Source organism: Pseudomonas sp., from assembly GCF_017744435.1.
Lineage (GTDB): Bacteria > Pseudomonadota > Gammaproteobacteria > Pseudomonadales > Pseudomonadaceae > Aquipseudomonas.
This window is the reverse complement of record NZ_JAGIBG010000005.1, coordinates 124,130-136,555: the sequence shown is the minus strand read 5'-3', so window position 1 is coordinate 136,555 and position 12,426 is coordinate 124,130. Positions and strand designations below refer to the sequence as shown.

Genomic DNA, 12,426 nt, shown 5'->3' with positions numbered 1-12,426 from the left:
AAAGGCCATCACTGGAATTCTGAGGATGGCCTTCACAGATGCGGCCCCATGCTATAGCTCGCGACGGTCTCTGAACACGATATATAGAGGTGCCAAGCCAGTGTCGGGCGGGAACACCACGACGTAGTCATCGAATTGCACCTGAGACAAGTCGGCGAAGCGTTCGATCAGCGGTACCGTTGGCATATGCAGGAAACCAATGCTCGACGGCCGTGCCTGATCCTTGAGTGCATAGGGCGCACGCTCCGTGTGCCACAGCACGGTCACCGGCGCCTGACCCTCGCTGGTAAAGGCAAACACCTGCCGCGTACCATCCCAGGCAGCCGGCCGCACGCGCACGTTCGAAGGGACGAGCGTCCCCTGAGTGGGCGTCATGACCACATGGGAGTAACGGGTGAATGGCTTGACGCCCGTGGTGGTGAAAGAGCCAGCGCCGCGAACCGTGGAGCACAAGCGTACGGGCAAATCCACCTCGGCCCTTTCTGCAGCCAGGGCTGCCCAGTCCAGATCCTCGCCGGTGAATAGTTCATCCAACGGCACCGTCATGGCAAAACGCGGGTCATCGCTTGGCGTACCCAGCACGAACTCGACAACATCTGCATAAGTGCCAGGATGCTCGCCTTGCACGGAGGTCGATTGCCACTCCAGTTCAGCTATTGCGGAGCGGATACTTTTGGTCAGGTAATGCTGCTGTTGGGCCACTTCGCGGCTCAGGCCCTGCGCCGTCAGCAATGCCGGATGCAGGCCTGCTGCAGATGCATGCGCCTGCAACGTCAGCGGCCCATGGCCTGGCCCGGTCAGCGTGGTTCTGGCCAGTTGGGCGATACGCGCCTCGAGGGTTTCGATCAGCGTCACCGCTCGGGCATACAAGCCGGGATGGCGCGCCTGTACCGCCGCCAGCGCTGCCCCGTGCCGCTGGCTGCCAGCGCTGATCTCCTGCAGCACCACGGCCTGAATCGGCGCGTTGAGGAATGAACTGGAGGCATCGCGCGCGGCGCCATCCCGTGCGAACTTGACCGACATCTGCAACCGCTCAAGCTGTTTTACTGCGCGCCTGGCCTGGTGCTGGGTGGTTTCCAGAGCACGCAACGTGGCTAGGCTGACAGCCAGTTGCTGCTCTGGCGTGTCGGCAATAGGGTCGGTGGCCAGTTGCTGCTCCAGTACGGCAAATTGGTGCACTGCCTGCTGCTCAGCGGCATGGACCTCTGCCACCAGTTTGCGCACTTTTTCCAGGTTTAGATTGGACGACTGAATGGCGCGCTGCTCGCGGGTCAGAGTCTGCCGAGGCGGTGGTGGCTGCAAAATCTGGCCTTTGAACGCCGCACGACCTTTTTGCTGATGCCAGGACTTTATCGTTGCAACTATGTGTTCCGGGGAGTTGATGCTGCCGGTTTCGTCAGCGCTTGGGTAAAACAGGAGATCGCTGCCGGCCGGGTGGTCGATTATCTGGTCGAAATGGGCGATGAGTGAGTTGAGTTCAGACTTCTTGCCATCAACACCCCATATAGCGTTGACGAGAGTCAAAAAAGCCTGCTCATCATAGTCGAGTAGCCGGTCCTCAAGCTTCATCTTCCTTACACCTCAAGACAATTCCGGAAACTTTTAAATCGATAGTATATTGATACACCAACTCGACACCCTCAAACCCTTGCGAAGATAGCTCATACATATCCCAGCCACCAGCCTCACCTATCGGGCGAGGCATTTTCAATGGCCCTCTCGAACTCAATGGATGCCCCCAGATCTCTCGAACAGCGTGTTTATCCAGGCACCCGTATGGTTGCGAAAGAACACCTTCAAACTCTGGCTGCGGATCAACTCGCCTGATTAAAGTTACAATTATCGCCTGCAAAATCTTGGTTTCCGCATCGAATCTCCAGCTGATCCCGGGATCGGGCTCAAGATAAACCTCTGTCGCACCGGAATAAAGTTTTATAAAGCGAAGAGTTGGCTCAAGCCCCCGCTCAAGCAGTTCGGCATGGCTCTTACCTATGCTACTCAGCCAACGTTCAACATCTAAAAGCTTTGTCATAGATCACCTATATCTAGAAATTCATTGAGCAAATCAAGAAGCTCCGCTTTCATTTCGTCAACTCTAACATGCGAAACACCCTCCTCAATCAACCCCGACCTCAACGCTTCAACATTGCTTTTCACTGCCACCACCAGATCTGAGGCATCCAGCATCTGTTTAGTCTTTGTGTTCCTTCCCCCATAGGTTTCACTGTATTTTCTGTGAACTCTTGTTGGTATTACTACCGCTGGAGCTTGCTTTAACACTCGATTAATTTCATAGGGCGTCATATCTGTAAACTTTCTTTCGAACCATATCCTCAGCGGTGCTTGAGCGGGTATGTGGTCTACATCCATATCATCCTTTATACTCCGACGTTCCAAGTCACCATAACTTCCCGACTCGGTTATTTTTGCGGGTTCGTTATTAACCAGGCCCGGAGCGGGTAAATCTTCCTCTCCACCGAACCCAGGAATTATGGCCCCAGTTTCACCTGGATTTACGCCCGGAAGTATTTCAAGACTTGGCCCCACGGGGTCGGTGGGCGCGCCCGGAAGGATACCCGTTAGCGGCGGTGCCTCCGGCAAACGCGTCGGGCCGAGCAGTTCTGCACCTGGGACCACCAGAGGTGTCCAGGTGTGCGTTGGCTGGCCTTGTACAACTGCCGGGTCAAAGGCCAGCGCCACACTGGAAGCGAACCAGGGCTGGAACGGCTGGACCACCGTCAGCACGCCCTGGGTATCGCTGGGCCTGTGGATACTCAGCTGGTCGAGGTTATAGAGGCCGGAGCCAACACCGGCGCCAGTTGCATGCCGCAGTTCGAACGCCTGCCGCGTCCCGCTCCAACTCGCCCTCGGTGCAATAGGAGCAAAACCGCTGAGGATGCGCCGTTGGTTCAGTTCATCGAACTGCCCAAGCAACGCCTGCTCCGCTGCGATAGCCCGCCATACCGCACTTTCGAAAGCCGGCATACCGGTGAACTGGCGGCCGCGCAGCTGGTTGCCAACCTGTGCCGGCACTGCCACGCCAGCAGCGGCCCCATTGCCGGACCACCAATTGCCAGCAACCGCTTGCCCTCTTCCGCTGACCACTCCAGTACCGGCTGGCGGCACCACGAAAGAGAAATACTGAGGGGGGTGGCCAGGAATACAGACAATGCAGTCGTCAAAGCGCAGGTCCACACCCGCACCTACTGGAACCACCTCCGGCGCAAGTGACAGCACTCTCCCCGTCGACCCAGCTTCTACTGGCACGGTATAACCACCGAGGACGATGGTCTTGCCAGTGGGTGTCTCAGCCTGGAGTCGGTAGGTTTCGGTCAGAGGATCGAAAACGGCATTTCTGACCCGTACCTCGGACGCGATCCCGGCGCCTGTCGACGCCACCGCGACACCACTGCCTCCCGGCAGGTGCTCGATCTTGATGCGACTCGAGAGACGGGCCGAACCACCAGCATTGGCGATAGCCTGGAGGTCCTGCCCAGCCTCAACGCCCAGCAGATCAGCACGTACCCCCAGCCCTTCGAGTCGTCGCCGACGCTGGTCGGCAGTCAACTCGCCATCGCCCAGCACCGGGGAGTGCACCATAGCCGTAACCGACAGGCTAATGGCCTGACCGGCGCGAATCGCTGCAACCCTGAACACTTCCTTCGCCGCATTGGCGATGGCCTGCTGGATAGCAGTGGCCACTTCCAACGCAACCTGTGCGCCGCCCTGGGTGAGCAACACACCACCGGCCTGGGCTGCGGCAACCGGAGCCGTCAGCGTGGCGGCATCTTTCAGCCGTTGCAGTCGCCGATCTTCATCCGCCTGTTGCTTGTAACGAACCCGTGCTTCGCGCTGTTCAGCGTACTGACGCTGCTCTTCCCAGCGTGCCTCCCTCTCCCTCCATAGCTGTTGCTGCGTAGCATGCTCGGCCAGCAATGCAGCTGAACGCTGCGACAACTGCCTGATGGCCTCTTGCAGCAACCGGGCCTCCTGGGACGCCAGATAGGCCGCTTCCCAATCGCGATGCAGTTGCTGCATCTGCTCTGCGGTCGCCAGGCCTGACAGCCGCGCGGCATAGGTGTCCGCGCTTGCACCCGGGCCAGCGAAAGCAGCCGCTCGTGCCTGATACTCGGCCAGCGCGCCTTGCTTTGCCGCAATGAGCCCTTCTGTCTCGTTACGTGCCTTGGTGATCTGATAAAGCTGCCAGCGTTCGCTACCGTCATGTTCCGGGCGCTTGCGTGCTGCATCGATTTCGCCTTGAAGCGCCTGGGTCAACCCCTGAGCCTGGCCTGCGAAATGGGCGTCAAGCTGCACGCGCCGGCCTTCTCGTGCCTGGCTGTAGGCAGCCACTCGCTGTCGATGGGCGAGCGCTTGTGCTTCGGCGCTTGCAGCCGCAGCCGCGGCCTGGCGTGCTTGCTGTTCGGCCTGCGCCTTGGCCAGCGCAGCAGCGCGTGCTCTCGCCCGCTTTTTCCGGCGACGTCGGCTGGAACCGCCAAAGCCACCACCGAAGCCACCGCCCCCGCCAATGCTGAAGAAGCCACCCCCGACTCCGCTGGAAGCGGAAGAGCCATGGGTGATGACAACATCACCTGTCGAATTGTCGTTAAATGTGTTCTGAGCCATACAGAGTCTCCTTGTCTGTATGGCCGATCGTTGTGAAAAAGCGGTATGACGCTGCGTTACTTATTTATAAACGCCCAGCCAAACACCAACCCCCTCTATATATTCACTGATACCAAAATAGAAATTTCCTACTAGTTGAATTGATGCTTCTTACAGCGACAAAAACAGCACACAATGAAACACATCCGCACTGGCACAGGACATCTGTCGAATGCAATTCTATGGGTGTCAAGAACAAGAGGCACGCCTCAGACGCTGAGGCCTGGGGATATATGGGCCGAGGTCAACCTATTTTTCATCGCTTTAAAAATGGCTTGGCCGGACAAAGCTACAGAACTCGAATGCTCCAAGCTGGAGGTAATCAGTCTTTATCAGAACGGGGGATGGGTAAACTGAACCGATCAATAATTGATACCTGGATAGGGCGCCTTGACCACCCGCACGCTTCATTAGTGACGCTGGGCCATTTGCCAGATATACCTCATGAAGTGGTATTTATGGGGCAAGCGTCAGAAACTGCCCCCCTCTCCCCGGTCTCGAACTGGAGTTTTCAACGGAACCGTCAAGATTGAAATGCGTGCACGTCAACGTGATAAGAACAACCCCTCAGGATCATCCCTATCAAGGTACGCTACCCGAACGACTACTAGGGCTTACAACCAGAAAAGAAGTCGCCGAGAGGTTCGGACCTAGACCCTTGGGCGATACCGGAGGCTGGGACGTGTTTGCCTGGGAAAACACAAACAACGCCCCCACTTTCGTGATGCTCCAATACAACACCGAGCTACAGGTTTGCGACTTGGCCTTCTTCAGGGAAGGCGTCGGATCTGAAGTTCAACGTTTCTTCGCCAGCAAATAGAGGCCAACCAGCAAGCCGAGCACACACAAGCCAGCCACATAGTAGGCAGGCGCCATCGGGCTCACCTTGAGCAACGCCGTTACCACCATCGGCGTCAGGCCACCAAAGATGGCGTAGGCGACGTTGTAGGAGAACGACAGCCCGCTGAAGCGCACCACCGCCGGGAACGCCTTGACCATCACGTACGGCACCGCACCGATCACGCCGACGCACAGGCCGGTTACCGCATACAACGGGAACAGCAGCTCAGGATGGGTCGGCAGGCTGTGATAGAAGGTCCAGGAGCTGACCAGCAGCAGCAGGCTGCCGATCACGAACACCCGGCCCGCCCCGAAGCGGTCGGCCAGGCTGCCGGCGCCGATGCAGCCGAAGCTGAGCAGCACGATCGCCAGGCTGTTGGCCTTGAGCGAGTCGGTCGGGCTGATGTGGTAGAAGCTCTGCAACAGTGCCGGCGTCATCAGGATGACCACCACGATGCCGGCCGACAGCATCCAGGTCAGCAGCATCGACAGAATGATCGGGCCACGGTGGTCACGCAGCACCGCGCGCAGCGGCAGCTCTTCGGCCAGCGCCTTGCGCTGCTGCATTTCGGCGAACACCGGTGTTTCGTGCAGCCAGCGGCGCAGGTACACCGAGAACAGGCCGAACACACCGCCGAGCAGGAACGGGATACGCCAGGCGTAGTCAGCCACTTCCTCGGCGCTGTAGAGGGTATTGATCAGGGTCGCTACCAGCGAACCGAGCAGGATGCCCGCCGTCAGGCCTGCGGTCAGGGTCCCGCAGGCGTAGCCGGTGTTGCGCTCCGGCACGTGCTCGGAGACGAACACCCAGGCGCCCGGCACCTCGCCACCGATGGCCGCGCCCTGGATCACGCGCATCAGCAGCAACAGGATCGGCGCCCACAGGCCGATCTGCGCATACGTCGGCAACAGGCCCATGATCAGGGTCGGCAGGGCCATCATGAAGATGCTCAGGGTGAACATCTTCTTGCGCCCGAGCAGGTCGCCGAAGTGGGCCATGACGATGCCACCCAGCGGTCGTGCCAGATAGCCGGCGGCGAAAATGCCGAAGGTCTGCATCAGGCGTAGCCACTCCGGCATGTCGGCGGGGAAGAACAGCTTGCCGACCACCGTGGCGAAGAACACGAAGATGATGAAGTCGTAGAACTCCAGGGCTCCGCCCAGGGCGGACAGTGAGAGGGTCTTGTAGTCACTGCGGGTCAGCGGCCGCGAGGGCTGCTCGATACTGCTCGGCACGGAGGTCATCGCTCGTCGTTCTCTTGTAGGTCATGCAGGCCGCTTGGCACGCGGCTTCTGGATTAGGGCGAGGAGCGAAGATAGCAAATTGCCGAGCTGCGCTGAAAGCGATACAAAATCCATACACATATTCATGAATACGCGGTCGTCGCTGGGCGATTGGCTATATATACTGGCCGTTCGTAGGAAAAGGTTGCTTTAACCCTGGGAAGTTGTGCGAAAACGCCGGTCATGATGTCAGACGGTTTCGCAGAGTTTCCCTATGGCCGCCCCGCGAAACGGAATCGGCGTAGTATGTTGTCAGCTGAATCGTTTTCCCGGCCTTGCGCCACACCAACGAAAGCGTCACGGGTCAGAGGCCCCATCGCATGATTGAGCTCGAACAAGAAGATCCTATCCCGCAAGGCGACCTGGCCTTGCAGATCACCGCGCTGCCGCGCGAAACCAACGGCTTCGGCGACATCTTCGGCGGCTGGCTGGTCGCGCAGATGGACCTGGCCGGCACCGCCATGGCCAGCCGCGTCGCTGGTGGCCGGGTGGCCACGGTATCCATCGACCGCATGGCCTTCCTGGTGCCGGTGGCCGTGGGCGCACAACTGTCGTTCTATACCCAGACCCTGGAAATCGGCCGCAGCTCGATTCGCATGATGGTCGAGGTGTGGAGTGACGACCCGCTGTCCAGCGAGTGGCGCAAGGTTACCGAAGCAACATTCGTGTTCGTCGCCATCGACGGCAGTGGCCGAACCCGCTCGGTGCCTCGTCGCTGAGCCTCGCGAGCGGTAAACTCATTGCACGTCACCGGGTCCAAGGACCCACAGGCAATCAATGAGACGAGCGCAATGGCTACCTTCAAGGTCGAATCCGAGCAACACGGCGAACTCAACTGCTGGCGCATCAGCAGCGACCACGCCGAACTACTGATCGCCCAGCAGGGCGCGCAGATCCTCAGCTACCAGCGTGTTGGCGAGCCACCGCTGCTGTGGCTGAGCGACCAGGCCATCTTCCGCCAGGGCAAATCGGTGCGAGCCGGTGTGCCGGTGTGCTGGCCGTGGTTTGGCAACCTGCAGCGCAATCCCGCATCGGTGCAGGCCATGTTCCACGACGAGCAGGCGCCCGCCCACGGCTTGGCGCGCACGCGTGACTGGCAATTGCTGGGGGTCGAAGAAAAAGGCACTGACCTGCACATCGAATTCGAGCTGCCGGAGGCCCAGGGCGATCTGCCGGGCTGGCCGCATGATGTCGAGCTGAAGCTGCAGATCGTACTGGGTGAAGAGCTCAGCGTATCTTTGAATAGCCGCAACATGGGCAACAGCCCCGTGACCATCAGCCAGGCCCTGCACAGTTACTTTGCTGTCAGCGACGTGCGCCAAGCGCGGGTCGAAGGGGTCGAGGGGCTGCAGTACATCGAGACCCTGGCCGACTGGGAACAGCGCCAGCAGCAGGGCGTGTTGGCGTTTGCCGGGGAAACCGACCGGATCTACCTGGATACGCCACAAATGCTGAGCATTGTCGATCCGCACTGGGAGCGGCGGATCACCTTGACCTGCAGCGGGTCGCGCTCGGCGGTGATCTGGAACCCTTGGACCGAGCGGGCCAAGGAGCTGGCAGACATGGCCGATGACGGCTGGCAGCGGATGCTGTGCATCGAGACGGCGAATGTCTGGGATGATGTGGTGGAGCTAAAACCCGGTGCCAGCCGATCGCTGCAGGTCAAGCTTGGCAGCGCTGAGATCTGACTCCTGCATTGACTTCTTCGCGGGCTCGCCCGCTCCCACAGGATTTCCACAACTCTCGAAGTTTGTGAGGTACCTGTGGGAGCGGGCAAGTCGAGGCGTCGAACCGCCGCGAAGAGGCCGGTACAGGTGATCAGAGGTCGGCGTCTTCCACCACCCTCACCTTCCCCGCATCCAGTGCATAAGCCGCATCGGCCAGGTCATTGCTGACCTTCTCCACCTTCAGCTTGCCGCTGACCCAGAGCGGCGTATAGATGTCATCGATCTTCAAGCCTTTCGGGTATCGCACCAGCACCAGCTGGTTGGGCGGCGGCGGCGGTACGTGGATGCACGCGCCCGGGTAAGGTACGAGGAAGAACAAGGTGCTGTTGCCCTTGGCGTCGCTTTCCAGAGGCACCGGGTAGCCGCCCAGGCGGATGTCCTTGCCGTTCATGGCGGCCACGGTCTTGGTCGAATACATCACCGCCGGCAGGCCCTTGCTCTGCTTGAGGCCGCCCTTGGCGGTGAAGGTGCCATTGGCTTCCGGCGAGTTGTGGTCGATTTCAGGCATCTCTTCGAGCGCCTTCTGGTCCGACTTGGGCATCAGCTCCAGCCAGTCGGTTTCGGGCAGTTCGGCATGGGCCAGGGTGCTGGCCAGAAGCAACGGAATGAGGAAAAAGGCACGCATGGAAATGCTCGGCAACTCGGGATGAATTGCCGGGCATTCTAACCAGTATTCAGCGTTTCTTGATGAATCCGTAGATCACCAGAAGGATGATCGCACCGACCAGCGCGCCGATGAATCCTGCAGCCTGGCCCGCGTGGTAGATCCCCAGTGCCTGGCCGCCATAAGTGGCGAGCAGGGAACCGGCGATACCCAGCAGAATGGTCATGATCCAGCCCATGCTGTCGTCGCCCGGCTTGAGGAAGCGAGCCAGCAGACCGACGATGAGGCCGATGAAGATGGTTCCAATGATGCCCATGGCAATCCCTCTGAAATGAAGATGGAACAAGCCAAAGCCTAGACAGCGGTTTGGCTTGTTGCCATGTTCAGAGAGCAGTCCCCGAGCAGAAGTTCGATCAGTTGCTGATCAGCGCTTCCACTTCGGCAATCTTGGCTTTCAGGCTGACCATGTCCTGGCAGCGCAGGGTGGCATGGCCGACCTTGCGCCCGACTTTGAAGGCCTTGCCGTAGTGGTGCAGGTGGCAGCCGTCGATGGCCACTACCTTGTCGACCGCCGGCACTTCACCGATGAAGTTGAGCATGGCGCTTTCGCCGACCTTGGCAGTCGAACCCAGCGGCAGGCCGGCTACGGCGCGCAGGTGGTTCTCGAACTGGCTGCACTCGGCGCCTTCGATGGTCCAGTGCCCGGAATTATGCACACGCGGGGCGATTTCGTTGGCCTTCAGGCCACCGTCGACCTCGAAGAACTCGAAGGCCATCACGCCAACATAATCCAGTTGCTTGAGCACACGGCCGACATAGTCTTCGGCCAGCCCCTGCAGCGGGTGCGCCTGGCTGGCCACCGACAGTTTCAGGATGCCGCTCTCGTGGGTGTTGTGCACCAACGGATAGAAACGGGTTTCGCCATCGCGGGCACGCACGGCCACCAGCGATACTTCGCCGGTGAACGGCACGAAGCCTTCCAGCAGGCAAGGCACGCTGCCCAGTTCGGCAAAGGTGCCAACCACGTCTTCAGGCGTGCGCAGCACCTTCTGGCCCTTGCCGTCGTAGCCCAGGGTGCGGGTTTTCAGCACGGCCGGCAGGCCGATGCTGGCGACTGCCGCGTCGAGGTCTGCCTGGGAGAGGATGTCGGCGAAGGCCGGGGTCGGGATACCCAGGTCGCGGAACATGCTCTTCTCGAACAGGCGATCGCGGGCGATGCGCAGGGCTTCGGCACTCGGGTAGACCGGGACGAACTGCGACAGGAACGCCACGGTCTCGGCCGGGACGCTTTCGAACTCGAAGGTCACCAGGTCGACTTCGTCGGCCAGCTGACGCAGGTGGTCCTGGTCGCCATAGTCGGCACGCAGGTGCTCGCCCAGCGGGGCGGCACAGGCGTCCGGCGCCGGGTCGAGGAAGGCGAAGTTCATGCCCAGCGGGGTGCCCGCCAGGGCCAGCATGCGGCCCAGCTGGCCGCCACCGATTACACCGATCTTCATGGGTTCAGCCTCAAGCCTGGCGCGGGTCTGGATTGTCCAGCACGGTGTCGGTCTGCTCGGTGCGGAACTGCTTCAGCGCCGCGTGGTACTGCGGGTACTTGGCACCGAGGATGCTCGCCGACAGCAGTGCGGCGTTGACGGCGCCAGCACGGCCGATGGCCAGGGTGGCCACCGGCACACCGGCAGGCATCTGCACGATCGACAGCAGCGAATCGACGCCCGACAGCATCGACGACTGGACGGGCACGCCCAGCACCGGCAGGTGGGTCTTGGCGGCACACATGCCTGGCAGGTGGGCAGCGCCACCGGCACCCGCAATGATCACCTCGATGCCACGCCCTTCGGCCTCTTCGGCGTACTGGAACAGCAAGTCCGGGGTGCGGTGGGCGGAAACCACCTTCACTTCGTAGGGAATGCCGAGTTTTTCCAGCATATCGGCGGTGTGGCTAAGGGTGGACCAATCGGACTTGGAGCCCATGATCACGCCAACCAGTGCACTCATCGTCGAGCCTCTCCTGCAAGCGCCTTCTGGCGCGCTAAAAGCAACAAGCCACGCAGGTGGACCGGCGTGGCTTGTCATACGGATTCTGAATCGACCGGGTCGGCCGAAGGCGCGGGATTGTAGCGTATTTCTGGGCGGGCCGCCCACCCCCATAAGCACATGTCGGATCAAAGGGCAAGCTGTCTCGCGGGACAAGTTTTTCCCTCGATCCGACCACCTCTAGTGCCAGTCAGCCTGATGCCTCACCCGCGCCACCTGCCGACTCCAGCTTGCGCCACAACAGCCGCACGTTGGCCTTGCGCACCAGGGCGCAGCGGTACAGGCGAATTTCCAGCGGCACATGCCACTGGCTGCCGCCGCAAATGGCCAGTTCGCCCCGCTCCAGCTCGCCGCGCATCGACAGGTGCGGCACCCAGGCGACGCCCATGCCTTCCAGCGCCATGCTCTTGAGACTGTCAGCCATGGCAGTCTCATAAACGGTGGTGTAGCGCAGGTTGCGTTGACGTAGCAGCAGGTTCACCGAACGCCCCAGAAAGGCACCGGCGCTATAGGCCAACAACGGCACGCTGCTGTCGGCTTCAAGGTCGAACAGCGGCTTGCCGTTGGCATCCACTGCGCACACCGGAAGCATTTCGGTGGTGCCCATGTGCAGCGACGGGAAGATCTCGGCATCCATCTGCAGGGCGGCGTCAGGGTCATAGAACGCCAGCATCAGGTCGCAGCCCCCTTCCCTTAATGCATGCACCGCATCTCCGACGTTAGTCGCAACCAGGCGCGTGGCGATGTTCAAACCATCATTGCGCAACTGGGCTACCCAGCGCGGGAAAAAGCCCGATGCCAGGGAGTGCGCGGCAGACACCTGGATCACCTCACCCTGGCCACCTTCGAGGTGATGCAAATGGCGGAGAACTTCGCTCAACTGGTCGACAACGGTACGTGCAGTGACGAGAAACAGCTGCCCTGCCTCGGTCAGCTCGATCGGTGTGCGGGAACGATTCACCAAGGTCAGCCCCAGCGCTGCTTCCAGGCTGCGTATACGCCGGCTGAAGGCGGGTTGCGTGACGAAACGTCGTTCGGCCGCCTGGGAAAAACTGCGGGTGGAGGCCAGGGCACTGAAGTCCTCCAGCCACTTGCTTTCGAGGTTCATGAAGCAGATCTCCCGGCGTGCACCAAAATGGAACACGCTCGAATGTCAATTGGCGTCACATGAAACACTATGCCGTTTGTGCATAGGTTAGCGTGCAACAGCATTGGCCGCAAAATCCCCTTCAGGCCTAGGATTGGCGCCATTCCGGCATGTGCCGGGTCAAA

General features: G+C 60.5%; 11 protein-coding genes. 2 read left to right on the top strand and 9 right to left on the bottom strand.

What is annotated here, in order from left to right; translation table 11 throughout:
- Positions 1 to 51: 51 nt before the first annotated feature.
- The 4 genes from J7573_RS05955 to J7573_RS05940 form a co-directional block, all read right to left on the bottom strand.
- Positions 52 to 1,569: an S-type pyocin domain-containing protein gene (locus tag J7573_RS05955; RefSeq protein WP_294330273.1), complete on the bottom strand. Its 1,518-nt coding sequence runs from the start codon at positions 1,567 to 1,569 to the stop codon at positions 52 to 54.
- Positions 1,559 to 2,032: a hypothetical protein gene (locus tag J7573_RS05950; RefSeq protein WP_294330272.1), complete on the bottom strand. Its 474-nt coding sequence runs from the start codon at positions 2,030 to 2,032 to the stop codon at positions 1,559 to 1,561. The genes J7573_RS05955 and J7573_RS05950 overlap by 11 nt, the downstream gene beginning before the upstream one ends.
- Positions 2,029 to 4,623: an S-type pyocin domain-containing protein gene (locus tag J7573_RS05945; protein ID WP_294330270.1), complete on the bottom strand. Its 2,595-nt coding sequence runs from the start codon at positions 4,621 to 4,623 to the stop codon at positions 2,029 to 2,031. The genes J7573_RS05950 and J7573_RS05945 overlap by 4 nt, the downstream gene beginning before the upstream one ends.
- Positions 4,624 to 5,457: 834 nt before the next feature.
- On the bottom strand, positions 5,458 to 6,747 hold the full coding sequence (locus J7573_RS05940; protein ID WP_294330268.1) for an MFS transporter: 1,290 nt from the start codon (positions 6,745 to 6,747) through the stop codon (positions 5,458 to 5,460).
- Positions 6,748 to 7,106: 359 nt separating this feature from the next.
- Between J7573_RS05940 and J7573_RS05935 the strand changes: the two genes are divergently transcribed.
- Both J7573_RS05935 and J7573_RS05930 read left to right on the top strand, forming a co-directional pair.
- Positions 7,107 to 7,505: an acyl-CoA thioesterase gene (locus J7573_RS05935; RefSeq protein ID WP_027917060.1), complete on the top strand. Its 399-nt coding sequence runs from the start codon at positions 7,107 to 7,109 to the stop codon at positions 7,503 to 7,505.
- Positions 7,506 to 7,577: 72 nt separating this feature from the next.
- Positions 7,578 to 8,474, top strand: coding sequence for a D-hexose-6-phosphate mutarotase (locus tag J7573_RS05930; RefSeq protein WP_294330263.1), 897 nt, complete (start codon positions 7,578 to 7,580; stop codon positions 8,472 to 8,474).
- A 130-nt stretch (positions 8,475 to 8,604) separates the two neighbouring features.
- Here the strand turns inward: J7573_RS05930 and J7573_RS05925 are convergent, their stop codons facing one another.
- The 5 genes from J7573_RS05925 to J7573_RS05905 form a co-directional block, all read right to left on the bottom strand.
- Positions 8,605 to 9,138, bottom strand: a complete 534-nt coding sequence (locus J7573_RS05925; RefSeq protein ID WP_294330261.1) for a DUF3299 domain-containing protein — start codon at positions 9,136 to 9,138, stop codon at positions 8,605 to 8,607.
- 49 nt (positions 9,139 to 9,187) lie between these two features.
- The gene (locus tag J7573_RS05920) at positions 9,188 to 9,433 is read right to left on the bottom strand and encodes a GlsB/YeaQ/YmgE family stress response membrane protein (RefSeq protein ID WP_294330259.1); all 246 of its coding nucleotides are present in this window, start codon (positions 9,431 to 9,433) and stop codon (positions 9,188 to 9,190) included.
- 97 nt (positions 9,434 to 9,530) lie between these two features.
- Complete coding sequence (locus J7573_RS05915; protein WP_294330258.1) at positions 9,531 to 10,613, bottom strand: 5-(carboxyamino)imidazole ribonucleotide synthase; 1,083 nt, start codon at positions 10,611 to 10,613, stop codon at positions 9,531 to 9,533.
- Between the two features lie 10 nt (positions 10,614 to 10,623).
- Positions 10,624 to 11,115: a 5-(carboxyamino)imidazole ribonucleotide mutase gene (gene purE / locus J7573_RS05910; RefSeq protein ID WP_003253304.1), complete on the bottom strand. Its 492-nt coding sequence runs from the start codon at positions 11,113 to 11,115 to the stop codon at positions 10,624 to 10,626.
- A 229-nt stretch (positions 11,116 to 11,344) separates the two neighbouring features.
- Positions 11,345 to 12,262 (bottom strand): LysR substrate-binding domain-containing protein, encoded by a 918-nt coding sequence (locus tag J7573_RS05905; protein WP_294330229.1) that lies wholly within the window; start codon positions 12,260 to 12,262, stop codon positions 11,345 to 11,347.
- Positions 12,263 to 12,426: the final 164 nt, after the last annotated feature.